This window comes from Shinella sp. M27 (assembly GCF_049199905.1).
Classification (GTDB): Bacteria; Pseudomonadota; Alphaproteobacteria; order Rhizobiales; family Rhizobiaceae; genus Shinella.
This window is the reverse complement of sequence record NZ_JBLZPK010000059.1, coordinates 57911-83421: the sequence shown is the minus strand read 5'-3', so window position 1 is coordinate 83421 and position 25511 is coordinate 57911. Positions and strand designations below refer to the sequence as shown.

Below are 25511 nucleotides of genomic sequence, written 5' to 3'. Positions count from 1 at the left end.
GCAGGCGATGGAGGACAGACTTGGCATCTTTCGGCGCACCGGCCTTCCGGCTCTACCTCCTCCGCCATGCCCGCGCAGCCTGGGCCGACCCCGGCAAGACGGATTTCGACCGCACGCTCGATGATGACGGTTTTGCCGAGGCCGAGGTGATCGCCGAGGAGGCGTCCGACCAGGGCTACAAACCCGATCTGATCCTCTCCTCCACCGCCGTGCGCTGCCGCCAGACCGCCGAGCCATTCCAGCGCACGGTCAGTGAGGAACTGTCCATCGATTATGTCGATCAGCTCTATTCCGGCACGGTCGATACCTATGCCGAGCTCGCCTTCGCCGAGCGGCAGGAGACCTCCATCATGATCGTCGGCCACAATCCGATGATAGAAGAATTCTTTCACCGCCTCGTTGGCAAGGAAATCGCGGAAACCGCGGCCCCCTTCGGCTATCCGACGGCTGGCCTCGCGATCCTCGATTTCGACAAGCGGCCGACGGAAGAGGACTATGCCGGCGCCTGCCTTGCCGGCTTCATGACGCCGCGCCCCACGCGCTGAGAGTACGGCGGCCTCTTTTTTCGCCGGATTTCGGTTCCTATATCGCGATCGATGCTGGAAAGAGACCTTGCCCCCTAGCCTGACCAATCTCACCGATGAAGCCCTGCTCGCGCTCGACGCGCTAACCGGCCGTGCCGCCAATCTCGTCCATCCGTCGATCCGGCTTGGCGTGACAGGCCTGTCGCGCGCCGGCAAGACAGTGTTCATCTCCTCGCTGGTGCACAACCTGTTGAACGGTGGCCGCCTGCCGCTGTTCGAGGCCGGTCGCTCCGGCCGCGTCTCGAAGATCCGGCTGGAACCGCAGCCCGACGATGCCGTGCCGCGCTTCCAGTACGAGGATCATATCCGCGCACTCGTCGCCGATCGCCTCTGGCCCGACTCGACGCGCGCCATCTCGCAGCTGCGCATCACGCTCGATTATGAAAGCGCCTCCGGCTGGGGCCGGCTGTTTTCGCCTGGAAAGCTTTCCATCGACATCGTCGACTATCCCGGCGAATGGCTGCTCGATCTGCCGCTGCTCGGACAGGATTTCCGTACCTTCAGTGAAAACACCGTGGCATTGGCAGGGTCCGGCATCCGCGCCGAACTTGCCCGCGACTGGTTGGCCCTGTCCGGCACGGTCGATCCCACCGCCGCGGCGTCCGAAGCGACCGCAAGGGCACTGGCGGAAAGTTTTACCGCCTATCTGAAGGCCTGCAAATCCGACGAGCGCTCGCTCTCCACGTTGCCGCCCGGCCGCTTCCTGATGCCGGGTGATCTCGAGGGGTCGCCGGCGCTGACGTTTGCACCCTTGCCGGACCTGACCAAGGAGAACCCCGCCAAGGGCTCGCTCCAGGCGATGATGGAGCGGCGCTACGAGGCCTACAAGACCCATGTGGTGCGGCCGTTCTTCCGCGAGCACTTCGCCCGCCTCGACCGGCAGATCGTGCTGATCGACGCGCTTCAGGCGATCAACCGCGGCGCGGAGGCGGTGCACGATCTGGAGCGGGCGCTGGGCGACGTGCTCGATTGCTTCCGCTCCGGCACCAACAGCTTCCTGTCCTCCTTCATCACCCGCCGCATCGACCGCATCGTGATTGCCGCGACCAAGGCGGACCACCTTCACCACGAGAGCCACGCACGGCTCGAAGCCGTCACGCGGCGGCTGGTCGAGCGCGCCATCGAGCGCATCGGCATGAGCGGCGCCGGCATCGAGGTCATGGCGCTCGCCTCCGTGCGCGCCACCCGCGAGGCGACCGTCAAGCACAATGGAGAAGAGCTGCCCGTCATCGTCGGCGTGCCGATGACGGGCGAAAAGATCAACGGCGAGATCTTCGACGGCGAAAGGAAAACCGCCATATTTCCCGGTGACTTACCGGAGAATCCGGATTCACTTTTCGAAGCGCTTGAACAGCATTCCGAAGGTCTTCTCAATTTCGTGCGCTTCCGCCCGCCGCATATCGAGGAGACCGGCGGCGGCCTGAAACTGTCGGTGCCGCACATAAGGCTCGACCGCGCGCTGCAATATCTGATCGGAGACCGGCTGGCATGAACGACCGCCCGCGCAAGCCCGCAGCCTTCTCGCTGCCATCGGACAGCACGGTGCCGCCGGTGCGCAGCGAGCCGCGCAAACCGGCCGCCTTCGACAATGCCGTGACGCTCACGCCGGATGCCGACGATCCCTTCATCGCGACGACGACGGACCTGCCGAATCTCGCTCCGCCGGTCGCCACACCTCGCCCCCGCCGCCTCACCTTCGGCCGCATCGCCATCGGCGCACTCGGACTGCTGCTCTCGCTCGCCGTCGGCCTCTGGATCGATGCGCTGATCCGCGACCTCTTCAGCCGCAACGACTGGCTGGGTTATCTGGCGATCGGCGCGACCGTTATTGCGGCGCTCGCCCTTCTCGGCGTCGTGCTGCGCGAGGCCTGGGGCCTGCGTCGCCTCGCCGCCGTGCAGGACCTGAAGCGCGACGTGACGGAGGCCATCGCCTCGCCGAAGCCGGCTGTGGGCCGCGCCATCGTTGCCCGCCTCGTCACGCTCCTCTCGGCCCGTCCACAAACGGCGCGCGGCCGCACACGGCTTGCCGAGACGGAGGGCGAGATCATCGATTCGGCCCATCTCGTCGATCTCGCCGAACGCGAACTGATGGGCCCGCTCGACCGCGAGGCGCGCGCACTCATCCTCGACGCAGCGAAACGCGTCTCGATCGTAACCGCCGTCAGTCCACGCGCGCTGGTCGATCTCGGCTATGTCATCTATGAAAGCAGCCGGCTGGTGCGGCGCATGGCGGAACTCTACGGCGGCCGGCCGGGCAAGCTTGGCATGCTCAGGCTGATGCGCGACGTCATCGCCCATCTCGCTGTCACCGGCTCGATCGCCATGGGCGACAGCGTCGTGCAGCAGGTACTCGGCCATGGGCTCGCCTCGAAACTCTCCGCCCGCCTCGGCGAAGGCGTCATCAACGGCCTGATGACGGCCCGGATCGGCATCGCCGCCATGGACCTCTGCCGCCCCATGCCGTTTCGCGCGCTGAAACGCCCCGGCATCGGCGATTTCATCGGCGACCTGACGCCGGGCGCCGGAAACGGCCGGCGCGACGAGACGTGACCGTCTTGCAACACCCCGGTTTTGCGGGTGCACAATCCTAGCAAATGATGAACGACAAGGGCGCCGGAAACCGTCCATTAACCATTTTCGCGCAAATCTCGTCGCACCAAAGCAGGCCGAATGGCCGTCGCCCATCAAGGATCGTTCATGTACCCGCGCACCTCTTTGATCGCCCGCGCTTCCGTAGCGGCCTTCGTTGCAGCCTCCACCTTCGTCATTCCGGCATCGGCCGGCACGCGTGACAAGGCCTTCTTCGAGCAGGTCACCGGCAACTGGTCCGGCAAGGGCGAAATCGTCGCCGGCAAGTACAAGGGCACGAAATTCGCCTGCGACCTGACGGGCGACACCGCACCCGCCAAGGGCTCCGGCATCCAGCTCGACGGCTTCTGCCGCGTCGGCGTCTTCAAGCAGCCGATGTCGGCGCTGATCACCAAGGCCGGCGGCACCTACAAGGGCAAATTCCTCGATGGCGCCTCCGGCAAGGGCCTCGACATCACCTCCGGCCAGGTCGCCGGCAACAAGGTCGTCGTCGGCATCAACCGCCAGAAGCTGAACGGTGCGATGATCGCCCGGCTCGAAAGCGACAACAAGCTCGCTATCACCATTTCGGTGAAGGTCGGCGAGAAGATGGTTCCGGTCATCGGCGTCGCGCTCGACCGCAACCTCGACGACATCGCCGTCGGCTCGATCAAGTAAGCGGGCACCATTCGGAGCCGGCACTCGCCGGCTCGATGCCCGCGACATCCGCGTCCTGAAGCCAGTCGCCGATCGTGCGTCCCGCGACGATCAGATCGCGCGCGATATCCGAAAGCGGCATCAGCACGAAGCCGCGAGCCGTCATGCGCGGATGCGGCAATTCCAGTCGCCCGCCGGACTGCTCCACACCCTCATAGGTCAAAACGTCGATATCGATGGTGCGCGGTCCCCAGCGCTCCTTGCGCTCGCGCTTCATGTCGCGCTCGATGCCGAGGCAGGTGTCGAGCAGCGCCTCGGGTGCCAGTGATGTCTCTACCAGCGCACAGGCGTTGAAGAACCAGTCCTGATCGGTCTTGCCCCAGGGCGGCGTGCGGTAGAGCCGCGAGACGGCCGTCAGGCGGCAGTCCGGCCGCGCATCGAGCGCACGCAGCGCCTCGGCCATGGATTGCACGGGATCACCGATATTGCCGCCGAGGCCGAGCGAGGCCCGGTGGAAAATTTCAGACGACATGATCGACGGTCACCTGAACGTAATCCAGCACGCCAGGCACCGGCGCATTCGGCTTGCGCACCGTAATGCGCGCGCGGAAAATCTGCGGAAAGCGGGCACAGAGCACCGTGGCGATCTCCTGCGCCAGTGCCTCGATGAGGTAGCGGCGCTGACCCGTGACGATCTTCTCGATCTCCTGAAAGGCCACGCCATAGTCGACGGTCGATTCGATGGCGTCATCCGAGAGCGGCTGCGAGGGGCGAACTTCGAGCTCCGCATCGACGAAGAAGCGCTGGCCGAGAAACTCTTCCGCATCATGCAGGCCATGGCGGGCGAAGAAGGCGCAGTTCTTGAGCGTGATCGTGTAGGTGGTGGTCATGGTTTTTCCTGTCTGGCTATGGTCAGGCGCGTTCTTCGCGGGCCTTCACCGTGCGCTTTGCGTCCAGCATAGCATCCGCCATGGCAAGCGCATCCCTGTTGATTGCGACATCGTGCACCCGAAACACCGCCGCACCTGCGACACGCAGCAGCGCCGTGGTCGCGGCCGTGCCGGCATCCCGCTCCGCAGCGTCGCGGCCCGTCACCGCGCCGACGAAGCGTTTGCGCGAGGTACCGGCGAGGATGGGCCGGCCGAAGCCGAAAAGCTCGCCGAAGCGGGCCATCAGTTCGAGATTTTCCTGCGTATCCTTGGCAAAGCCGAAGCCGGGATCGAGCACCATCGCGTCGCCGGCGATACCGGCCTCGCGGGCGATCTCCAGCGAGCGGCCGAGGAAGAGATACTGGTCCTCGACCACGTCAGGCATTTTCTGCCGGTCGCGGCCGGTATGCATGATGCAGAGCCCGGCCCCGGTCTCGGCCGCGACGCGCGCAATATCAGGCTCGCGTTGCAGACCGTGCACATCATTGACGATATGGGCGCCAGCGGCCACGGCAAGACGCGCGGTCTCGGCGCGGTAGGTATCGACGGAGATGATGGCATCCGTCGTGCCGGCGAGCGCCTCGATGACGGGCAGGATACGCTCCTGCTCCTCGGCCGCCGAGACGCTGGCCGCACCCGGCCGGGTCGATTCGCCGCCGATATCGATGATCCCGGCGCCCTGCTCCAGACAGAGGATCGCCTGCGCGACCGCCGCATCGGCGCTGTCGAACTGCCCGCCGTCCGAAAAGGAATCGGGCGTGACATTGACGATCGCCATCAGGATGCCGCGCGGGCCGAGCTCCAGATGCCGGCCATGGGCGAGCGCCCAGCGAAAGGGATCGAACGGCGAGACCATGGCGGTTTCCTTCGCGATTAACCAGCGTTCCCGAAAGGGTGTTGCGCTCGCCGAGCCTATGCCCCAAGCTTAAGGGAAGTTCAACCGGCCTCTGGCCGGCACTGCGTCGGGCTCCGTCGATTGCAAAAGCCCGATGGCGAAAGGAATGCTGATAAGAATGAAGACCATCGCTCGCCTGATGGCCGTTGCCGCCCTCGCCTCCGTCGCTCTCCAGCCCGCAGCCGCCGAGACCATCACCTCGAAATCCTTCGCCTATTTCTCGATCGGCGGGCGCACGGCGGCCGAACTGGACGAGGAACTTTCCAAGCGCGGTCCCGTCATGAAGCATTCCGGCTCGCGCCATCCTGGCGCCACGCGCATAAAATGGGGCGGCTCGGTCACCTATGTGCGCCGCGGCGGCAGATGCGCGGTCGGCGATGCCAAGGTGACGCTCTCCACCCAGATCATCCTGCCCAAATGGAAGAACCGCAGGCGCGCCACCGCCTCGCTCGCGCTGATCTGGGATACGCTCTCGGCCGATATCAAGCGCCATGAGGAGCGCCACGCGGAAATCGCCCGCACCCATGCCCGCGCCCTGGAGAAGACGCTGAAGACGCTGCGGCCGGAAAGCGACTGCGAACGCATGCAGGCCCGTGTCGACCGGGCAACGGCGGATGCCGTTTCGAAGCACGATGCCGACCAGGCCCGTTTCGACCGGGTCGAATCGAAAAGCTTCAATGACCGCATGATGCGGCTCCTCACGCACCGGCTGAAGAGCCAAGCCGAATAAGCGTACGTGGCCGCACAGGTATTTCTTGAGAAAGCTTTAATGCAACGGGACCGGAGCAAGGCCCCGTGTGCGTTCTATCCATGAAATGACTGGTTAGTTTTAGCGATAGCGCAATTCCGCAAATCACCGTATTTTCATATCAACAGTGAACGGGAAGAGACATTTCCTTCCCGGAGTTGCATGAAACGGTTTGTAACAGGTTCTCCTGGCGCGTCCTTATCTCAGCAGCAGGTGTCTCCTCCCTCTCCTCGCTGCGATGCGCCCTACTGGCCTCGCTCGTCTTGATCGACCGGCGAGGCTCTTTTTTTGTCTTCTATACTTCAAGAAAACACAGACGAACGATTCTCTTCTTTGCGAGAGAAAATGTAACGCCGCGTCTTCCTCTCTTCCGACACGGAAAAGCAAAATGCGCATGCCAAAAAGGCGACACCGGAACGGTGCCGCCGCTAAACTTCGGCATGGGTGGATGATGTCAGGCCTGGCGTTCCGGCACGTGAACCACGAGCCCGTCGAGCGCATCCGACATCTTGATCTGACAGGAGAGCCGCGAGGTGGGGCGCACCTCGTAGGCGAAGTCCAGCATGTCCTCTTCCATCGCTTCCGGTGGGCCGACGGTGGCGCTCCAGGCGTCGTCGACATAGACATGACAGGTGGCGCAGGCGCAGGCGCCGCCGCATTCCGCCTCGATGCCAGGCACGGAGTTGCGCACGGCATTTTCCATGACTGTGGAGCCGTTGGCGACATCCAGTTCGTGGCGCGTGCCGTCGAAGGCGACGATGGTGAGTTTGCTCATGATGGCTTCCGGATTCTCAAGAACTGCCCGAAGCGGGCGAAGGGACGACCGGCGAAGGTGTTTTCCGAAACGCCGGTTTTCCGCCGGACGTTTCCAACAAAACCCCTCTCCAGTCAACATCGCGCGCCGGGCGAGGCCGCGCCAGTCCCGCCGCGCCATGGAATTTTCCCGCTGCGCCGGGGCAGCGGCGATCAGCGGCAGAGTTTGAGGATGAAGTTTTCCGCCTCGACGACGGCGGCGGTGACGCCGGCAAGCGCAATCGCATCGGCCGGGTTGTCCTCCAGCGCGGCGGCAGACTTGGCAACGGCGTCCGCACCGACGGACTGGGCAGAGCCCTTGAGGCGGTGTGCCACGGCGGCACGCACAGCGCCTTCGCTCGTTGCCAGTTCCTTCATGCTTTCGCGCGCCTGGCGCGCAAACATCTGCAACACTTCCAGTTCGAGGGCCTTGTCGCCCATCGTCTGGCGCGCCAAGTGTACCAGATCGATCGGACGTCCGTTCGAAGGTCCCATGCCGCCGGTATTGTCGGGGGCCTCGAAGGCGATGTTGAGCGCTGCCATTTGCCAATTTCCTTTATATGCGACGCACGCTTGTTTCGTTGTGATGCACGCAGGAGCCGGATGCGGCCACGAACCTGTGCCGGGATCCGGTGGAAGTCATGGGACACCATTCTGCGGGACCGGCGCGCCTATCCGATTAAAAGAGGGCGCAATCTGGGCATGAATCGCAAACTATGGTTAACGGCTGAAAAATCGCCATTTTTCCTATTATTCCATCGCGATACAAAAAGCCCTCGCATTAACTTCCTGTTAAGTTTCAAGCGAAGGGAGATGGCAATCAATTGTGTGATACAGGCTAATGTGTCACTACGATACGACCGGGATAGTCCCGGTGGATAAGCCGTGCGCGGAGATACTTTACGCCACGATTTCGGTTTATCGAGCGAATTTGGAATGAACGGCGGCCTGGACGCTGCTTGCCATGAGGGTAAGCAGCAAGACCGGCCACCCACCGGACGGTTCGAAGACGCCTGAGCAGCGGCAGCGCGTATGAGGCCCGTCCCGGAGAATGGTAACGAGGCGTAACCGCATGGCGACGAACAAGTCCAACGAAACGATCGACGAAAAGGCTTTCCAGGCATTGGAAGAGGCGTTGAAGATCGATTTCGACGATCTGACGCCGGAGACGCCCGCGAAGAAGGACACTTCGGAGGCGCGCGTGTCTGAACCTGCAAGCCGTGTTTCGACCAAGACACAGGAAAAGCCGGCAAGCCGCCCGGCAGCGGGCGAAACGCCCCGCAACCTGGCGCCCGAGCCCGCACCCAAGACCCCCGCCTTCACGCCCGCCAATGACGGTTCGCGCAAATCGCCGGCTGCGATCCTGAAATCGCTGGACGTGCGCTCCAGCCGCTCGTCGATCCGCACCGCCGTCGTCGCCTCGATCCTTTGGGTCGTAGGCGGCCTCGGCGTTGCCAACCTGCTTTATGCGCCGAAGATCTGGGAGATCCGCTCGGTAGCCGATCTCGTCGCCCTTCCCGGCGCCATCGGCATGGTCGTCGCCATCGTCATGCCGATCATGCTGTTCTTCGCCTTCGCGATCATGATCTCGCGCGCTCATGAGCTGCGCAGCGCTGCCCGCTCGATGGCCGAAGTGGCCTTGCGTCTTTCCGAGCCGGAAACCGTCGCCACCGACCGCATCATGACAGTCGGCCAGGCGGTTCGTCGCGAAGTGTCGGCGATGAACGAAGGCATCGAGCGCACCATCGCGCGCGCCACCGAACTTGAAACCCTCGTGCATTCGGAAGTGAATGCACTGGAGCGCAGCTACACCGATAATGAAATGCGCGTGCGCACGCTCGTGCAGGAACTTGGCTCCGAGCGCGAAGCCATCGTCAGTCATGCCGAGCGCATCCGCTCCTCGATTTCGGGTGCGCATGAGCAGCTGAAGGACGAGCTCGCCAGCGCCGGCGACAACATTACCCATCGGCTTGCGACCTCGGGCGAAGCCTTCGCTTCCATGCTCGACACCCGCGCCGCCATGCTGATGGAAAAGTCCGACAGCGCGACGCAGACGATCGGCGCCATGCTTTCGGCCCGCACCGACAGCCTGCTCTCCACCCTCTCCTCTTCGGGCCTGGCACTCGCCAACGAGTTCGACACCCGCCTCGATCATCTGACCAAGAGCCTCGATTCCCGCGGCCGCGATCTGCTCCAGCAGTTCGAGACGCGCGCCTCCTCGCTCGACACCAATACCGAAAAGCTGAACGCCGCCCTCAACGAGCGCGCCAAGCAGCTCAACGAGACGCTGATCGCCCGCACCCGCGAGATCAGCGAAAGCCTGTCCGTCGGCCAGCATGCCGTCACAAACGGTCTCGACCAGGTTCTCCAGTCGATGAATGCCGCACTCGACGAAAAGGGCGCGCAGTTCCGCCAGAGCCTCAAGAACGCCGCCGACGATACGGTCATGGACCTCGACCTGCGCTCGGGCTTCTTCGACGAGCGCATGCAGGCGACCGTCGGCCAGATCGCCGGCGCTTTCGACAACCGCGTCGAGGAATTCGCCCAGGCCTTCGACCAGCGCGCCGGTTCGCTCGACTCGAAGCTGATGGAAAGTCTCGGCCGCATCAACGAGACGGTTGCGAGCGGCCGCGATGCCATCGACGGCCTGCTGACCTCCGGCATCGACCGCCTCGGCAACACGCTGACCGACCAGTCCTTCGCTCTCGCGACGACGCTCGCCACCAGCCAGGAAGTGCTCGAAAGCGCCGTTTCCGGCCATGCGGATGCCATCAACAGCGCCGTCACCGGTGCGCATGAGCGCGTCGGCGCGGTGCTCTCCGAAAAGTCGGCGGCCCTGCTCGGCGGCCTTTCCGATGTCCAGAATCGCATCGAAAGCGGTTTTGGTGCCCGCGCGGATGCGCTGGCGGAAAGCATTTCGGGCAGCGAACGCCGCCTTACGGAAGCGCTCGACAACCGCGGCACGGCAATTGCCACAGACATCCAGGCCGCCCAGGCGCGTATGGAAGAAGCGCTGGGCGCCCGCGCCGACGAGATCACTTCGACGATCGCCGCCAGCCACAACCGTCTGGACAGCGCGCTCACCGAACGCACGGCCGCCCTCTCGGCCATGCTGAACGAAACCGGAAGCCAGCTCGAGCAGTCGGTCGGCTCCGCCGCCGGCCGCGTCGAAAACGCGCTGACGGGTGCTGCCCGCCAGATCGATGAAGTCATCACCGGCCGCACGGCCAACCTCGCCTCGGTTCTGTCCAACAGCGCCGGCGCCATGCAGTCGTCGATCGATGCCGCCGCAAACCGCGTCGAGACGGTGCTGACCGAAGGCAGCCGCGAGCTTGGCGGCGTCCTGCATGGTCAGGCCGCGGAATTCGCCGATGCGTTCTCCGGCCGCGCCGCCGAGATCGCCGAAGCCCTTTCCGGCCGCGCCTCACAGCTCGCCGGCTCGCTCGTCAACACCCACGAGCAGATCCGCGCCACGCTCGACGACCGCATCAACGCGATCAATGTCGCCATCACCGACGGCAAGAACCAGCTCACCGAAACGCTGAACGAGCAGGCCACCAATATCGGCACCTCGATCGCCACCTCGGCCGGCATGCTGGAAATGTCGCTGGAGCAGCATGAAGAAACGCTGCGCCGCACCATCGACGGCAGTGCCGCCCTGCTCGATCACCGCGTGCGCGAAAGCGCCGGTGCGGTCGCCGAACGCCTCAGCGAAACCACGGCGAAGATCGCCGAGGCCGCCGATGCCTTTGGCGCCCGTATGGAAACGACGGTCGACGGCGTCGCGAACCGTTTCGACGCCACCGGCAGCCGTCTGGAGGAAAACCTCGGCAAGCTGGAAGCGCGCATCGAACAGAGCGTCGATCATGTCTCGGGCACGGTCGACACCGCCGCCGCCCGTATCTCCGACACGCTGTCCGAGCGTCTGGTCGATCTCGACCGCGTGGGCAGCGACGTGTCGCTGCGCGTCTCCAACGCCCTCTCCCGCCCGATCGCCGAAGTCGATCGCATCGGCGACGAGACGACGGCCCGCATCGCGGCTGCGCTTGCCGGCCGCGTCGGCGATATCGAGCGCGTCAGTGCTGATGCGGCCAACCGCATCGAAGGCGCCCTTTCCGGCCGCCTCAGCGATATCGAACGCGTAACGACCGAAGCCGCCGAGCGCATCGACAACACGCTGACCGGCCGCGCGCTCGAAATTGACCTGATCGCCGAAAATGCCGCCCAGCGCATCGACGCGTCTCTCTCCGGCCGCGCCTCAGAAATCGAGCGCATTGCTGGTGATGCCGCCCAGCGCATCGACCTTACGCTGTCGAGCCGGACCTCCGAGCTGGAACGTGTTGCCGGCGACACCGCTGAGCGTATCGAGAATGTGCTCTCCGGCCGCGCATCCGAGATCGAACGCATTGCCGGTGCCGCCGCGACGCGCCTCGAAGGTGCGCTTGCCGAACGCGCGAGCGAAATCGCCCGCGTGACCGGCGAAGCGACGGACAAGATCGACGGTACGCTCACGCAGCGCACCAACGATATCGAGCGGGTCTCGACCGAAGCCTCCGAACGTATCGCTGCGACCATCGACGAGAAGACCGGCCGTATCGAGGAACGTCTCGGCACGATGGACCGGGCCCTCACCATCGGTCTTGATGGCGTCAACCGCACGATCGACGGCAAGGCGGCCGGCCTTGCCCAGACACTGCGCGAAGCCGTCTCCCAGGCTGCCCAGGATATGGATGCCGAAGCCATCCGTTCGGCCCAGTCGCTTGCCAAGACCGGCGAGGAATTCGCCCATCTGTCGAGTTCGCTGCGCGGCGCGGTTTCTCGTGCGGCACAGGAAATGGGCGTCGAAGCCCAGCGCGTTGCGGAAAACATCGCCAAGACCGGCGATGAATTCGCCGAAAACCTTTCCGCCCGAAACGAAGCCTTCACGCGCGCGGTCGACGAGACCACGACGGCGGCCGCCGCCCGCTTCGCCGAAACGGAAAACCGTCTTGCAAGCCAGGCGCAGTCGCTGCGCACCGGTCTTGGTGATGTCGAGAAGGCGCTGGAAGCGCGCGGCGCCTCCATCCGCTCGACGCTCGACGACCGCACGCGTGAACTCAACTCCATGCTGGCAAGCCGCACGGAAGAACTGTCGCGCCTCATCAACGAGGAAGCCCGTCCCGTTATCGACGACTATGCTGCCGTCGGCCGCGAGGCCGTCGAACGGATGGCCGGTGTCGGCCGCGAGACCGCGGAAAGCATCAGCAGCGTCGCCCGTGACAGCGCCGACCGTCTGCGCAACGAGAATGCCGCGTTGATCAACGCCATCTCCGCCCGCACGGCCGATACGCTTGCCGCGATCTCAAGCCGCACCGAAGAAGCGGCCGGCGCGATGCGCGATATCGAAAACGGCCTTGCCGCCAATGTCGAAGGCCTGATCGCCCGCCTCTCCGAGAGCAATGGCGCGATTGCCGGGCTCGTCGATTCGGCAAGCCAGACGCTCGGTGCCATCGACGGCCGTCTCACCAGCACATCGGAGCGCTTCACCACCTCGGCCGAACGCGCCGCCGACATGGTCGCCACCACGTCGCGCCTGCTCGAAGGCAAGGTCGATCGCCTGTCCGACATTTCGGCCGGCACGCTCTCGCAGATCGGCGGCATCGTCGGCCGCTTCGAGGATCACTCCAAGATCCTGTCGCAGGCATCCGACCTGCTCGCCGCCGCCCAATCGAACCTCGTCTCGACGCTGGAAGAGCGCCAGGACGCACTGCGCTCGCTCTCCATCGGCCTCGTCCAGCGCTCGGAAGAGATCGAGAAGACCATGCAATCACTCGAAGGCATGGTCGAGGGCGTCTTCAGCCGCGCCGAGGAACGCTCCAGCCTGATCGCCGGCAACCTGCGCGGCGGCATCCAGAGCTCGTTTGCTGAAGTCGGCCGCATTCTCGGCGAGACCGAGAAGCGCGCCGAAGCAGCCGCCAGCACCCTGCGTGATTCGTTGGTCAAGGCCGGTGAAGAGGCAGGCCAGTCCGTCGAAGGCGCCTTCGTGCGCGCCGAGGAACGGACCAAGGAGGTGGCGAACCGCCTGCGCGGCAGCGTCGGCGCCTCGCTCTCCGATGTCGATCGCCTTCTTACCGAATCCGGCAAGAAATCCGAGGCCGCCACGACCGTCATGCGGGAATCCATGCGCGAGGCCGTCGAGGAAGCCATCGGCAAGTTCTCCGGCGCGACCGAAGAAATCCGCCGTGCGGCCTCCGAAATTCGCAAGGAACTCGACCAGACCCGTGGCGAACTGAAGCGCGGTGCCTTCGACCTTCCGGAAGAAGCCAAGGAAAACGCCGCACAGATGCGCCGCGCCGTCAGCGAGCAGATCAAGGCGCTGCAGGATCTTTCCGATATCATCGGCAAGTCATCCTCGGCGCTCGAAGTCTCCCGCCCGGCCGTCCAGCAGCCCGTGGTACAGCAGCAGCAGCCGGTGCAGGAAACCCGCGCCGTCGAGCCCCGCCGCGAAGAGCCGGCCCAGCTGCGCGGTAGCCTCGGCCTCGAGCGTGCGGCCAACGCAACCGTACCGCAGCGTGCCCAGCCCCTGCCCACTGATGCCGATGCCAAGACTTCAGGCGAAGGCGGCTGGATGCGAGACCTGCTGCGCGGCGCTGTTTCGCGCGAGGAAGCGCAATTCGCCCAGCCGCGCGGCGAGGCCCAGGCCGCCCGCCCGGCCGATACGCGCAACCCGCGCCATGTCGTGGAATCGCTGAACTCGCTCTCCGTCGATATCGCCCGCGCCATCGATCACGATGCCTCGGTCGATCTGTGGCGCCGCTACCAGCGCGGCGAGCGCGACGTCTTCACACGCCGCCTGTACACGCTGAAGGGCCAGCAGACGTTCGACGAGATCAAGCGCAAGTATGAGCGCGAGCCGGAATTCCGCACCGCGGTCGACCGCTACATCTCGGACTTCGAAAAGCTGCTCGCCGATGTCGCCCGCAACGACCGCGACAAGGTGATGACGCAGACCTACCTCACCTCGGATACCGGCAAGGTCTATACCATGCTGGCCCATGCGGCAGGCCGCTTCAGCTAAGCGGAATAAAGATCGAAAATAGCGACGGCCGTCCCTCGGGGCGGCCGTTTTGTTTTGATAACGCGCCGATAACGCAGATGTGAGGTCTTCACGCCGTTTCCCCTCGCCAAAACCTTATAATCCGCGCGCCCGGCCTCTATATGCGTCTCGACGCACTTTGAAAGTGCCAAGGGGAAGAGAGACGAAATATGATTTTGATACAGGGATTTGGACGTGTGCTGGCAACGCTTGCGATTGCGCTAATGACGATCGTCACGGTCGTTGACGTCGCCGAAGCGCGCCGCGCCGGCGGTGGCTTCGGCAGCCGCGGCACACGGACGTTCTCCACGCCTTCGACGACGCGCACTTCGCCGTCGGAAGCCCAGCCGATCGACCGCACCATGACCCGCCAGCAGTCGGCGCAGCCTTCGGCCGGCCGCAACACCACGACCGCAACCAACCCGCGCCCCGGCCTGTTTGGCGGTTTTGGCGGCAGGCTGCTCGGTGGCCTGATGCTCGGCGGCCTCGTCGGCATGCTGCTTGGCTCCGGTCTCGGCGGCGGCATCGGCTTCCTCGGCCTTATCCTGCAGGTGGCGCTGATCGCCGGCCTGTTCTTCTTCCTGCGGCGCATGTTCGCGCAGCGCAACGCGCCCGCCTATGCCGGCAACGGCCAGGCCCGCAGCGCCTATCAGGGCGGCGCCTCCGATTTCGAAATCCCGCGCGTCGGCGGCGGCAGCCGGCAGGCAGCGCCCGTCCAGCCGAAAAACAGCGACGAGATCGGTATCCAGCAGGCGGACCTCGAACAGTTCGAAAGCATGCTGAAGGAATTGCAGGCTGCCTATGCGGCGGAAGACTTCCGCACGCTGCGCCAGATCACGACGCCGGAAGCCATGTCCTATCTCGCCGAGGAGCTGAGCGACAATGCCACCCAGGGCCTGAAGAACGAGGTCAAGGATATCCACCTCGTGCAGGGCGACGTGGCCGAAGCTTGGCGCGAAGGCTCGGATGAATATGCGACCGTCGCCATGCGCTACGAGAGCATCGACGTGATGCGCGACCGCGCGACCGGCCGCCTGGTTTCGGGCGATCCCGACAATCTGACGGAAGCCGTCGAAATCTGGACGTTCCTGCGCCGCAACGGCGGCGAGTGGAAGGTCTCGGCCATCCAGGGCGTCGCCGACGCCTGATGCGATACGGCATGTGCCGCCAGGTGTGGCGTATGCCCCTCATCAAGCTGCCGCGACCTTCTCACCGCAAGCGGGGTGAAAGGATGCTCGATCTTCCTGCATTCGATAGGTCATGAAGGCGGCCCGCTCTCATCCGCGTTCGCCCCGCTTGCGAGCAGAAGGTGGCCGGCAGGCCGGATGAGGGGCTTTGCACCGATGCCAACGCGGGCAAAAGGCTGATTAGATCGTGGAGAGCGTCCAGCCGACGATGTCGGCGGTCACACGGGCGAAGGCCGCATCGAGCGCCTTCACGAAGGCCGGATTGCCCGCGCCGCTGACCGGTACCGCCGCACGGAACACTTTTTGTGCTCGTACCGTGCCATTGCGATCATTCAGCAGCTTGGCCGAAATCTCCACGACGGCCGTGTCGGCGCCCGACGCCTGCACCTCGAACGACCGGATGTCGGTGACGAGCTGATAGTCGATCGCAAGCCCCTGCCCCGGCATGCCCACGCCGCCGAGACGGCCGGTGTTCTCGAAGGCCTGCACGAGCTTGGCCTGCACCATCTTGCTCAGGCTGTCGCTCCACTGCGCCTTGGCGAGGTACTGGATTTCGGACGGCGTCGGGCGGATGATGATCTGCTCGCTGTCCAGCGCTTTCAACGCGGAAGGCTGCGGCACGAGAAGCTGGCGGCTCTTCGCTGAAGGACCTTCGACGGAACTGAGTGCCGAAAGGCTGAACGTATCGTTGTTCGCTGCCTTGCTGCCGCAGGCGACAAGCGTTGCCGCCAGAACGGCGATCAGGGCAGCGCGCGCCGCCGTTCCGTTCCGCAACAACTCATTACCCGGTACTGTCATCTCGTCCTCAAAGCCACAGACTCAATGTCTAGCAGTGGCACAACAACAAGTCACGGCTGCGATACCGGACAAATTCGCGTCCGAAACATCCAGACAGCCATTGTGGGTATAGCGCCACACCTTTGGTTTAGCGCCGCGTGCGGCCATCGTACTGCTTCACCGTCTCGCCGCCGAACAGCAGGCGCTGCGGATCACGCTCAAAGCCCGAGATCGCGCTGTCGAGGTTCTGGATCGTGCGGCGCGTATCCTGCACCAGCGTTTCCACATCGCGCAAACCCGATCCGGAGAAGCGCTGGAGGCCATCGGCAATTGGTCCGATGCGGCCGTTCAGCGTATCGGCAGCCTGCTTGATCGACTGCAACGTCGCCTTGGCCTCGGCAAAGAGCGATTCGGAATCGCCCTCGCCCAGGAAGCCGTCGAGCTTGGCGAGCACGCCATCGACGCGCGTGGAGGCGGCGTTCAGCTTGTTGGTCATCTGTTTCACGTCGGTGATGATCTGGTCGATATCCCCCTGACGCTCGCCGATACGATTGGCAACGCCCGTGACCGAGGCGATCGCCTTGCGGGCATCCGCACTCGCCACCGAGATATTGTCGATCGCGCCAGAGACCTTCTGTGTGTCGACGGCGGCAATCAGCGTATCGACCTTGTCGAGCGCCGCATTGGCATTCTTGCCGAAGGTATCGAAGGTCTCGGCCGTCTTACGGAAGCCCTCGACGGTCGTCTTCACGTCACCCGAGGCGGCCGCGATGTCCTTGCTGATCTTGTCGACATTGCCGACGAAGTCCTCGACCTTCTTGGGATCGACCGCCTTGATAAGACCGTCGACCGACGCAAGCGTCGAATCCAGCCGGCCGGAGAGATTTCGGAAGGTTTCCGAAAGGCCGCCGACGCTCTTCAGGAACTCGTCAATATTCTTGCCGTTGCGGGCGAGCGAATCGGAGAACTGCTCGGCATTGTTGATCGTCTTGGTCAGCGGCCCGCGCGCATCGGCGACAAACCCCTGGATGTCGGTGATGGCGGCATCGGCGCGCTTCAGGATCTTGTCGGCGGTCGACAGGATATTGGTGACACTCGACTGCTCGGCCTCGAGCACGGCTGCCGTCTCCGTGTCGAAAGCCTTCTGAAGAATGTTCGGATCGCCGGAGGTACCACCGGACAATTCGATATAGGCCGCGCCGGTAAGACCCTGCACCTCGAGCACGGCCGTGGTCGACTGCTTGACCGGCGCACTTGTCGCCACTTCCGTCATGGCGACGGAAAAGCGGGGATCGTCGGCATCGATGGCAAGGCTGCGCACGGAGCCGACAGGAATGCCGTTAAAGCGCACGGGCGAACCGATGCTCAGACCGTTGGCGGAGCCCGGAATGCGGATGGCGAGCTGTGCCATGTCGCCGCTGCGACCGTATTGCGACATCCAGTAGACGAAGCCGAAGGCGGCGGCCATCACGAGCACGGTGAAGAAACCGACAATGGCGTAATTGGCTTTCGTTTCCATGCTTCAGGCTATCCCGCTCGCAGTTCCTATTCCGGGGCAGCGACGCTCCCGGACACTTCTTCACGCTTTCCGCACAATGGAGCGCGCGCGTTTGCCCTTGAAATAGGACTGCACCCACGCATCGTCAAAGGCCAGCATGTCCTCGATCGTGCCTTCGACCATGACCTTCTTCTTTCCGAGCACTGCAATCCGGTCGCAGACCGAAAACAGGCTGTCGAGGTCGTGAGTCACCATATACACGGTCAATCCCAGGGTGTCGCGCAGTTTGGCGATCAGCTCATCGAATTCGGCCGCACCGATCGGATCGAGGCCGGAGGTCGGTTCGTCGAGAAAGACCAGCGCCGGATCGAGCGCGAGCGCACGCGCCAGCGCCGCGCGCTTGATCATGCCGCCGGAAAGTTCTGAGGGATATTTATCGGCGGCCTCGGGTGCGAGGCCCACAAGCTCGATCTTCAATTTCGCGAACTCGTCCATCATCGCCTGCGGCAGGTCGAGATATTCGCGCATCGGCACCTGGATGTTCTCCTTGACCGTTAGAGAGGAGAACAGGGCGCCGTGCTGGAAGAGCACGCCAAGCTTCATGTCGAGCGCCAGGCGCTGGGCCTCGCTCGCCTTATCGAAATCCGTGCCGAAGATGCGGATATTGCCGGAGCGGCGCGGCAGCAGGCGCAGGACTGTGCGCATCAGCACGGATTTTCCGGTGCCGGACGCGCCGACGAAGCCCAGGATTTCGCCGCGATAGATATCGAGGTTCAGCCGGTCGAGCACGACATTGTTGCCGAAGCCCACGGTCAGGTCCTTGACCGAGAGCACGACATTGTCCTGTTTTTCGGGAGCCTGATCCATTCGCCTTCCTAAAAATCGATGGCTGCGTAGAACATGGCGAAGAGACCGTCGACGAGGATGACGACGAAGATCGACTTCACCACGGCGGCCGTGACGTGACGCCCGAGCGATTCGGCGCTGCCGCCGACCTTCAGCCCTTCCACCGAAGCGACGATGCCGATGATCAGCGCCATGAACGGCGCCTTGATCATGCCGGAAACAATGGTCGAAAGGTCGATGGCTTCGCGCAGGCGCGACAGGAACGTGTCGAAGGTGATGCCGGAATAGGCCCAGGCGACGCAGGCCGCACCGAACAGCGCGGCGAAATTGGCGATGATGGTGAGCAGCGGCAGCGCAACGGTCAGCGCCACGAGCCGCGGGAAGACGAGCACGCCGACGGGGCTGAGACCCATGACCTTCAGCGCATCGATCTCCTCGCGCATTTTCATCGAGCCGATTTCGGCGGTGATGGCACTGCCGGAGCGGCCGGCGATCATGATGGCGGTGAGCAGCACGCCGATTTCGCGCAGCTGCAGGATGCCGACGAGATCGACGACAAAGACCTCCGCCCCGAAATACCGCAGCTGGAAGGCGCCCTGCTGGGCGATGATGGCGCCGATGAGGAACGACATCAGAAGGATGATCGGCACGGCGCGAACGCCCATATGGTCGATCTGGTGCACGATAGCGGCCGGGGAAAGCCCGCTCCTGCGGCCAAGTTTCAGCTGCGCCCCGCGCACCGCCGAGCCGAGGATGAACATGGCGGCGACCATATCCTCCCAGGCGTCCATGATGACGCGGCCGACGGGTGAAAACACACGCTCGAACAGCGTGACGCGCGCCGCTTTTTCCGCACGCGGCTGAGCAAGCTTTTCGGGCAGGGCGGAGACGAGATCGGCATAACGCTCACCGTCGCCATCCCTCAGATGCACTTCGGCACCGCCGGATTGCCGCTCGGTGATCGCACGGCGCAACAGCCAGGCGCCGGCCGTGTCCATTTCCGAGACGCCGCTGAGATCGATCTCCAGCGCACCGCCCTTGCCGCCTGCCATCTCCGCCAGACGCTTGGCACCCGCAACGGCGGTTGTGTTCACCCAGTGGCCGGACAAGCGCCAGACCTCCCCGCCATTGTCCGGCAGGCTTTCGCTCACGATGTCGGCTGATGGGCTGGCGGCTGTGGTCAAGTCTCTTGCATCTTCCCGTGCTTGGGGCACAACATGCGCCTGTCTTATCGGCTCGCCGGCCATCTGTCACCGAACGAACCGGCAAAACCCCGTTTCCGCCTCGAATATTTCGGGGCCAGCCAGGATCCCGCCCGATGCACCGTAGACTGCGCGCGACCGCCGAAACCTTCCCGATTGCCGGGGCCTTCACGATTTCCCGTGGCGCCAAGACGACGGCAGAGGTGGTCATCTGCGAAATCGAATCCTCCGGCCAGATCGGTCGGGGCGAATGCGTGCCCTATGCCCGCTACGGCGAATCGGTGCCCGGCGTGCTGGCTGCGATCGAGGAGATGCGCGGCGCCGTCGAGGACAGCATCGGCCGCGAGGACCTTGCCCGCATCATGCCGGCCGGCGCGGCGCGCAACGCCATCGATTGCGCCCTGTGGGACCTCGAGGCGAAACTTTCCGGCGTGCCGACCTGGCAGGTCATCAACGCCGCCGCCCCGCAGAAACTCGTCACCGCCTACACGCTCTCGCTCGGAGAGCCCGAGGCTATGCAGCGCCAGGCCGCTGAGCATGCCGGCCGCGCCCTGCTCAAGGTGAAAGTCGGCACGGCAGACGACGCCGCGCGCATCAGGGCCGTGCGCGCCGGTGCGCCCGACAGCGCGATCATCCTCGACGCCAACGAGGGCTGGATGCCCGAAAACCTCGCCTATCATTTCGCCATTTGCGCCGAGACGCGCATCGCGCTCGTCGAACAGCCGCTGCCGGCCGGAAACGATTCCGCGCTTGCCGGTCATGCGCGGCCGATCCCGGTCTGCGCGGACGAGAGCGTGCATCGCACGGAGGATGTCGCAAAGCTCATCGACCGCTATGACGCGATCAACATCAAGCTCGACAAGGCCGGCGGTCTGACGGAAGCGCTCGCGCTGCGCGAAGCCGCCCGCGAACACGGGCTGAAGATCATGGTCGGCTGCATGGTCGGCACCTCGCTCGGCATGGCGCCGGCGGTGCTTCTGGCGCAGGGTGCCGATTTCGTCGATCTCGACGGCCCCCTGCTGCTGGCCCGCGACCGGGTGCCCGGCCTGCATTACGAGGGATCGTCGGTCTATCCGCCCGAAGCGGCGCTCTGGGGCTGAAGACGCACTGCAAAGACCCTGCCGGCGACGACGCAGGCGAGGCCGGCAGCGGCGATGCAGGACATCAGGTAGAAGCCGTGAACGCCATACCAGTTGAAGGCATAGCCCGACAGGAAGGTCGCGAACGCCGTGAAGATGCCGGTGTAGAAGTAATAGAGCCCCTGCGCCGAGGCTTCCTGCTCTTCCGCCACGCGCTCCACGAGGCGGCTCTGCACGCTCATATGGATGATGGCATAGGTAAAGGCGTGCAGGCATTGCAGCACGAAATAGCCGGCAAAGGACATATCCATCGGGAAGATGATCCATCGCAGGACGGCGACGCTGCTGCCGACGATCATCATCGACCACAGATTGAAGCGGCGGCGGAGTTGGACGGCGAAGAGGAAGAAAATCACCTCGGCCATCACGCCGGCACTCCAGAGGATGCCGACATCCACGCCGCTGAAACCCATCTTCTGCCAGTAGATCGCCGAAAAGGCGAAGAGCATGGCATGGCTCGAGTTCACCAGCGCGACGCCGATCAGCATGAACTGCACATCCGCCTGCCGCAGCGTGCTTTTCGTCGGCATCGTCGCGATCGCCGAGATCGGCGACGGCCGGCGCGGCTTGCCGACCCTCGGCGCGATCACCGCGCCAAGCACGGTCAAGACGAAACCCACCGCCATCGCTGGCAGCACCATGGCGCCGCCATAAAGGCCGGCAAGCCAGCCGCCGATCATCGTCGCGACGATGAAGGCGAGCGAACCCCAGAGGCGCATCCGGCCATAATCGAAATTCCAGCGCCGCACGCCCGACAGCATGATCGCCTCGGTGATCGGCACATAGGGCGAATAGACCGCGCCTTGCAGCGTGTAGAGCAACAGCACCGGCCAGAACGATCCCGTCGCAAAGAGCGCAATCGCCGTCATGAGCGACAGCACGGCCGACCAGGCCAGCATGATCGAGCGTTCGCCGATCCGGTCGGCGATGACGCCGGCCACCGGCGCGGTGAAGACGCGCACGAACATCGGCACGGCCAGAATGATGCCGATCTGGAAATCGCTCATCGATAGCGTTTCCAGCCAGACGGGGAAAAACGGCAGCGCAATGCCGTTCACCATCATCGGGGCGCTGAAAACGAGGGCGATGCGCGCGACGAAGAACGGCGGCGCGCCTGATGTCACGGTGAACCCGGAAGGGGCGGTCATGGCGGGGAACCTGTATTGGAACGACCTCGCTCTAGCACGCCGATGTACGTACGCCAATCCGCTATTTCTGCCGGTTGCGTTCCGATCTCGTCTGCAACGGAATGCGTCAGGCGGCTTCGGCACCAGACGTCGCCACCACGCCGAGGCTGCGGCTTGCAATCGACACGGGTTCGGGCACCGCCGTCAGCGTCTGCCAGGTGATCAGCTCCATCTCGCCGTCGTGATGCTCGGCAATCGCCGTGCAGCTTTCCACCCAGTCGCCGCTGTTGATGTAGCGGATACCGTCGATCTCGGTGATGACGGCATGGTGGATATGGCCGCAGATGACGCCGTCGGCATCGTTGCGGCGGGCTTCTTCCACAACCACTTTCTGGAACTCGCCGATGAAATTTACGGCGCTCTTCACCTGCTGCTTGGCCCAGGACGAGAACGACCAGTACGGCAGCCCGAGGCGGCGGCGGATCGCGGCGAAGACGACATTGATGGCAATCGCCGCATCATAGGCCCAGTCGCCGAGATAGGCGACGACGCGGGCATGGCGCACCACGACATCGAATTCGTCGCCATGCAGCACCAGGTAACGCTTACCGTCGGCGGCCTCGTGGATCATGCGCTCGGCCACTTCGACACCGCCGAAATGCGTGCCGGGGAAGTCCCGCAGGAACTCGTCGTGATTGCCGGGGATGTAGATGATGCGCGTGCCCTTGCGCGCCTTGCGCAGGATTTTCTGCGTGACGTCGTTGAAGGACTGCGGCCAGTACCAGTTGCGCTTTAGCCGCCAGCCATCGACGATATCGCCGACCAGCACGATCGTTTCGGCCTCGTGGTGGCGCAGGAAGTCGATCAGGAAATCCGCCTTGGCCGCCTTCGATCCCAGATGCACATCCGAGATGAAGAGTGTGCGGAAGTGGCGGACATTGGGGTCGGCAGGCGTCGGGCTCATCGCGTTCGTCTCCGGGTGGCCGGCCGCCGCGTTCCATCTGGAACCGGCGGCTTTCGTCCCGTTGAAAACCAGACTCCTGTTTCAAATTGATGACACACCTATGCCTTTTCCGTCCGCAAATAGGCATTGCACAGGCCGGCGAATGCGGCTTTATGGAAGGTTCCGGAAACTTCACGTCGCGACGTGTTCGTGGCATGTGGAGCCGCAACCAAAACAGCATATGGCAGGAAACATCATGAGCACGGGTGACAAACCGAGGACGCAGAACGGCCCAGTCAGTGGCGACATCGACCAGCAGGCCCTCTTCTTCCACCGCTATCCCCGCCCCGGCAAGCTCGAGATCACCGCAACCAAGCCGCTCGGCAACCAGCGCGATCTCGCCCTTGCCTATTCGCCCGGTGTTGCCGCCCCCTGCCTTGCAATCCGCGACAATCCCGAGACGGCCGCCGACTACACGGCCCGCGCCAACCTCGTCGCCGTCGTCTCGAACGGTACGGCAGTTCTCGGCCTCGGCAATATCGGCCCGCTCGCTTCCAAGCCGGTTATGGAAGGCAAGGCCGTCCTCTTCAAGAAATTCGCCGGCATCGACGTTTTCGACATCGAAATCGACGCCCCGACCGTCGATGAGATGGTCAATGTCGTCTCCGCGCTGGAGCCGACCTTCGGCGGCATCAACCTTGAAGACATCAAGGCGCCGGAGTGCTTTGAGGTCGAACGCCAGCTGCGCGAGAAGATGGACATACCCGTCTTCCACGACGACCAGCACGGTACGGCCATCATCGTCGCAGCCGCCGTCCTGAACGGCCTGGAATTGGCCGGCAAGGCGCTCGGCGAGGCCAAGATCGTCGCGTCCGGCGCCGGCGCTGCCGCACTCGCCTGTCTCAATCAGCTCGTCTCGCTCGGCGCAAAGGTCGAAAACATCTGGGTGCACGACCTCGAAGGCCTCGTCTACAAGGGCCGCGAAGTCCTCATGGACCAGTGGAAGGCCGTCTATGCACAGGAGACCGACAAGCGCGCGCTGTCCGAAAGCATCGACGGCGCCGACGTCTTCCTCGGCCTCTCCGCCGCTGGCGTGCTGAAGCCGGAACTTTTGACCCGCATGGCGGAAAATCCGCTGATCATGGCGCTTGCCAATCCGACGCCGGAAATCATGCCCGAGGAGGCGCGGGCCATACGCCCGGATGCCATGATCTGCACCGGCCGTTCGGACTTCCCGAACCAGGTCAACAACGTCCTCTGCTTCCCCTACATCTTCCGCGGCGCGCTCGATTGCGGCGCGCGCACGATCAATGAAGAGATGAAGATGGCCGCCGTGCGCGCCATCGCGGCGCTTGCCCGTGAAGAAGTCTCCGACGTCGCCGCCCGCGCCTATTCCGGCGATACGCCGAGCTTCGGGCCGAACTACCTGATCCCCTCACCCTTCGACCAGCGCCTCATCCTGCGCATCGCGCCGGCCGTTGCCCGCGCGGCGGCCGAGACCGGGGTGGCGTTGCGCCCGATCACCGATTTCGACGCCTATCTCGACCAGCTCAACCGTTTCGTCTGGCGCTCCGGCTTCATCATGAAGCCGATCTTCGCCGCCGCGAAGAAGGCCGAGAAGAAGCGCGTGATCTTTGCCGAAGGCGAGGACGAGCGCGTGCTGCGCGCCGCCCAGATTCTGCTGGAGGAGAATACGGCCCAGCCGATCCTTATCGGCCGTCCGCAGATCATCGAAACGCGCCTCAAGCGCTACGGCCTTCGCGTGCGCCCGAATGTCGATTTCGAACTGGTCAACCCGGAAGACGATCCGCGCTACCGCGACTATGTCGAAGAGTACCTGAGCCTCGTCGGCCGCAAGGGCGTCAACCCAGAAGCCGCCCGCACCATCGTGCGCACGAACCAGACGGTCATCGGCGCCCTGGCCGTCAAGCGCGGCGACGCCGATGCCCTGATCTGCGGTGTCGAAGGCCGTTATGCGCGCCACCTGCGCGATGTCAGCCAGATCATCGGCAAGAAGCCCGGCGTGCTCGATTTCTCAGGTCTCAGCCTGCTGATCTCGCAGCGTGGTGCGACCTTCTTCACCGACACCTATGTGACGATGGAGCCGACGGCCGAGGAAGTGGCCGAGATGACCATCATGGCCGCGCAGGAAATCCGCCGCTTCGGCATCACACCGCGCGCAGCCCTCGTCTCCCATTCGAACTTCGGTTCGCGCGAATCGGACAGCGCGCTCAAGATGCGCCGGGCGATGGAGCTTGTGCGCGAGCAGGACCCGGATCTGGAAGCCGACGGCGAAATGCACGGCGACGCGGCCATTTCCGAGGTGTTGCGCCAGCGCGTCATGCCGAACTCGACGCTGACGGGCGAAGCCAACCTGCTGGTCTTCCCGAACCTCGACGCCGCCAACATCACCCTCGGCGTCGTCAAGACCATGACGGACAGCCTGCATGTCGGCCCGATCCTGCTCGGTGCCGCCCTGCCCGCCCACATCCTGTCGCCGTCGGCAACCTCGCGCGGCGTGGTGAACATGGCGGCGCTTGCAGT

Annotated in this window: 20 protein-coding genes; 9 read left to right on the top strand and 11 right to left on the bottom strand. The window is 64.4% G+C overall.

All coding sequences use genetic code 11. The features are described 5' to 3' along the window. The first annotated feature begins 20 nt into the window (after window positions 1–20). From ACOZK4_RS21310 to ACOZK4_RS21295, 4 genes are all read left to right on the top strand, one after another. Entirely contained in the window at window positions 21–545 is a 525-nt protein-coding gene (locus ACOZK4_RS21310) for a SixA phosphatase family protein (RefSeq protein WP_421593669.1), read from the top strand. 67 nt (window positions 546–612) lie between these two features. Next, a complete protein-coding gene (locus tag ACOZK4_RS21305; protein WP_421593668.1) occupies window positions 613–2076 on the top strand; it encodes a YcjX family protein in 1464 nt (487 codons plus the stop codon). After that, window positions 2073–3134, top strand: a complete 1062-nt coding sequence (locus ACOZK4_RS21300) for a YcjF family protein (protein ID WP_421593666.1) — start codon at window positions 2073–2075, stop codon at window positions 3132–3134. Before ACOZK4_RS21305 ends, ACOZK4_RS21300 begins: the two co-directional genes overlap by 4 nt. A gap of 147 nt (window positions 3135–3281) precedes the next feature. Further along, a complete protein-coding gene (locus tag ACOZK4_RS21295; protein ID WP_313530927.1) occupies window positions 3282–3830 on the top strand; it encodes a hypothetical protein in 549 nt (182 codons plus the stop codon). Here the strand turns inward: ACOZK4_RS21295 and folK are convergent. Genes folK through folP form a run of 3 tightly spaced genes read right to left on the bottom strand, consistent with a single transcriptional unit; the run spans window position 3823 to window position 5594 of the window. Then, window positions 3823–4341, bottom strand: coding sequence for a 2-amino-4-hydroxy-6-hydroxymethyldihydropteridine diphosphokinase (gene folK / locus ACOZK4_RS21290; protein WP_421593664.1), 519 nt, complete (start codon window positions 4339–4341; stop codon window positions 3823–3825). The two genes, ACOZK4_RS21295 and folK, sit on opposite strands and share 8 nt — an antisense overlap. Next, window positions 4331–4699, bottom strand: coding sequence for a dihydroneopterin aldolase (folB, locus tag ACOZK4_RS21285; RefSeq protein ID WP_117366234.1), 369 nt, complete (start codon window positions 4697–4699; stop codon window positions 4331–4333). Before folB ends, folK begins: the two co-directional genes overlap by 11 nt. Before the next feature lie 22 nt (window positions 4700–4721). Continuing rightward, a complete protein-coding gene (folP, locus tag ACOZK4_RS21280) occupies window positions 4722–5594 on the bottom strand; it encodes a dihydropteroate synthase (RefSeq protein ID WP_421593663.1) in 873 nt (290 codons plus the stop codon). A gap of 148 nt (window positions 5595–5742) precedes the next feature. Between folP and ACOZK4_RS21275 the strand changes: the two genes are divergently transcribed. Beyond that, window positions 5743–6363, top strand: coding sequence for a DUF922 domain-containing Zn-dependent protease (locus ACOZK4_RS21275; RefSeq protein WP_421593788.1), 621 nt, complete (start codon window positions 5743–5745; stop codon window positions 6361–6363). A gap of 472 nt (window positions 6364–6835) precedes the next feature. Here ACOZK4_RS21275 and ACOZK4_RS21270 read toward each other — a convergent pair whose 3' ends face one another. Next, window positions 6836–7156, bottom strand: a complete 321-nt coding sequence (locus tag ACOZK4_RS21270; RefSeq protein WP_023512203.1) for a 2Fe-2S iron-sulfur cluster-binding protein — start codon at window positions 7154–7156, stop codon at window positions 6836–6838. Window positions 7157–7347: 191 nt separating this feature from the next. After that, window positions 7348–7716: an Hpt domain-containing protein gene (locus tag ACOZK4_RS21265; protein ID WP_421593662.1), complete on the bottom strand. Its 369-nt coding sequence runs from the start codon at window positions 7714–7716 to the stop codon at window positions 7348–7350. A 529-nt stretch (window positions 7717–8245) separates the two neighbouring features. Here ACOZK4_RS21265 and ACOZK4_RS21260 point away from each other — a divergent pair. Next, the gene (locus tag ACOZK4_RS21260) at window positions 8246–14230 is read left to right on the top strand and encodes a kinesin (RefSeq protein ID WP_421593661.1); all 5985 of its coding nucleotides are present in this window, start codon (window positions 8246–8248) and stop codon (window positions 14228–14230) included. A gap of 188 nt (window positions 14231–14418) precedes the next feature. After that, on the top strand, window positions 14419–15396 hold the full coding sequence (locus ACOZK4_RS21255) for a Tim44 domain-containing protein (RefSeq protein ID WP_421593659.1): 978 nt from the start codon (window positions 14419–14421) through the stop codon (window positions 15394–15396). Window positions 15397–15615: 219 nt separating this feature from the next. On the opposite strand, the gene ACOZK4_RS21250 is transcribed toward ACOZK4_RS21255, so the two are convergent. From ACOZK4_RS21250 to ACOZK4_RS21235, 4 genes are all read right to left on the bottom strand, one after another. Then, the gene (locus tag ACOZK4_RS21250) at window positions 15616–16233 is read right to left on the bottom strand and encodes an ABC-type transport auxiliary lipoprotein family protein (RefSeq protein ID WP_421593657.1); all 618 of its coding nucleotides are present in this window, start codon (window positions 16231–16233) and stop codon (window positions 15616–15618) included. 127 nt (window positions 16234–16360) lie between these two features. Then, window positions 16361–17731: an MlaD family protein gene (locus ACOZK4_RS21245; protein ID WP_421593655.1), complete on the bottom strand. Its 1371-nt coding sequence runs from the start codon at window positions 17729–17731 to the stop codon at window positions 16361–16363. A gap of 60 nt (window positions 17732–17791) precedes the next feature. After that, window positions 17792–18577 (bottom strand): ABC transporter ATP-binding protein, encoded by a 786-nt coding sequence (locus ACOZK4_RS21240; RefSeq protein WP_421593653.1) that lies wholly within the window; start codon window positions 18575–18577, stop codon window positions 17792–17794. Window positions 18578–18585: 8 nt separating this feature from the next. Further along, window positions 18586–19803, bottom strand: coding sequence for an ABC transporter permease (locus ACOZK4_RS21235; protein WP_421593651.1), 1218 nt, complete (start codon window positions 19801–19803; stop codon window positions 18586–18588). Between the two features lie 71 nt (window positions 19804–19874). On the opposite strand from ACOZK4_RS21235, the gene dgcA reads away from it, so the two are divergent. Further along, window positions 19875–20858 carry an N-acetyl-D-Glu racemase DgcA gene (gene dgcA, locus ACOZK4_RS21230; protein WP_313530911.1) on the top strand — a complete coding sequence of 328 codons (984 nt, stop codon included), beginning with the start codon at window positions 19875–19877 and terminating at the stop codon, window positions 20856–20858. Here the strand turns inward: dgcA and ACOZK4_RS21225 are convergent. Continuing rightward, the gene (locus ACOZK4_RS21225) at window positions 20828–22045 is read right to left on the bottom strand and encodes an MFS transporter (protein WP_421593649.1); all 1218 of its coding nucleotides are present in this window, start codon (window positions 22043–22045) and stop codon (window positions 20828–20830) included. The genes dgcA and ACOZK4_RS21225 overlap by 31 nt on opposite strands. Before the next feature lie 106 nt (window positions 22046–22151). Further along, window positions 22152–22988, bottom strand: a complete 837-nt coding sequence (locus ACOZK4_RS21220) for a UDP-2,3-diacylglucosamine diphosphatase (RefSeq protein ID WP_421593648.1) — start codon at window positions 22986–22988, stop codon at window positions 22152–22154. 235 nt (window positions 22989–23223) lie between these two features. Between ACOZK4_RS21220 and ACOZK4_RS21215 the strand changes: the two genes are divergently transcribed. Next, window positions 23224–25511: NADP-dependent malic enzyme (locus ACOZK4_RS21215; RefSeq protein WP_421593647.1), on the top strand; the 2288-nt coding region annotated here is incomplete at its 3' end.

What these genes read in the sequence shown, in the direction of transcription:
- ACOZK4_RS21300 (WP_421593666.1), top strand. Translation starts at nt 2,073, where the DNA reads ATGAACGACCGCCCGCGCAAGCCCGCAGCCTTCTCGCTGCCATCGGAC.
- ACOZK4_RS21295 (WP_313530927.1), top strand. Translation starts at nt 3,282, where the DNA reads ATGTACCCGCGCACCTCTTTGATCGCCCGCGCTTCCGTAGCGGCCTTC.
- folK (WP_421593664.1), bottom strand. Translation starts at nt 4,341, where the DNA reads ATGTCGTCTGAAATTTTCCACCGGGCCTCGCTCGGCCTCGGCGGCAAT.
- folB (WP_117366234.1), bottom strand. Translation starts at nt 4,699, where the DNA reads ATGACCACCACCTACACGATCACGCTCAAGAACTGCGCCTTCTTCGCC.
- folP (WP_421593663.1), bottom strand. Translation starts at nt 5,594, where the DNA reads ATGGTCTCGCCGTTCGATCCCTTTCGCTGGGCGCTCGCCCATGGCCGG.
- ACOZK4_RS21270 (WP_023512203.1), bottom strand. Translation starts at nt 7,156, where the DNA reads ATGAGCAAACTCACCATCGTCGCCTTCGACGGCACGCGCCACGAACTG.
- ACOZK4_RS21265 (WP_421593662.1), bottom strand. Translation starts at nt 7,716, where the DNA reads ATGGCAGCGCTCAACATCGCCTTCGAGGCCCCCGACAATACCGGCGGC.
- ACOZK4_RS21260 (WP_421593661.1), top strand. Translation starts at nt 8,246, where the DNA reads ATGGCGACGAACAAGTCCAACGAAACGATCGACGAAAAGGCTTTCCAG.
- ACOZK4_RS21255 (WP_421593659.1), top strand. Translation starts at nt 14,419, where the DNA reads ATGATTTTGATACAGGGATTTGGACGTGTGCTGGCAACGCTTGCGATT.
- ACOZK4_RS21250 (WP_421593657.1), bottom strand. Translation starts at nt 16,233, where the DNA reads ATGACAGTACCGGGTAATGAGTTGTTGCGGAACGGAACGGCGGCGCGC.
- ACOZK4_RS21245 (WP_421593655.1), bottom strand. Translation starts at nt 17,731, where the DNA reads ATGGAAACGAAAGCCAATTACGCCATTGTCGGTTTCTTCACCGTGCTC.
- ACOZK4_RS21240 (WP_421593653.1), bottom strand. Translation starts at nt 18,577, where the DNA reads ATGGATCAGGCTCCCGAAAAACAGGACAATGTCGTGCTCTCGGTCAAG.
- ACOZK4_RS21235 (WP_421593651.1), bottom strand. Translation starts at nt 19,803, where the DNA reads ATGGCCGGCGAGCCGATAAGACAGGCGCATGTTGTGCCCCAAGCACGG.
- dgcA (WP_313530911.1), top strand. Translation starts at nt 19,875, where the DNA reads ATGCACCGTAGACTGCGCGCGACCGCCGAAACCTTCCCGATTGCCGGG.
- ACOZK4_RS21225 (WP_421593649.1), bottom strand. Translation starts at nt 22,045, where the DNA reads ATGACCGCCCCTTCCGGGTTCACCGTGACATCAGGCGCGCCGCCGTTC.
- ACOZK4_RS21220 (WP_421593648.1), bottom strand. Translation starts at nt 22,988, where the DNA reads ATGAGCCCGACGCCTGCCGACCCCAATGTCCGCCACTTCCGCACACTC.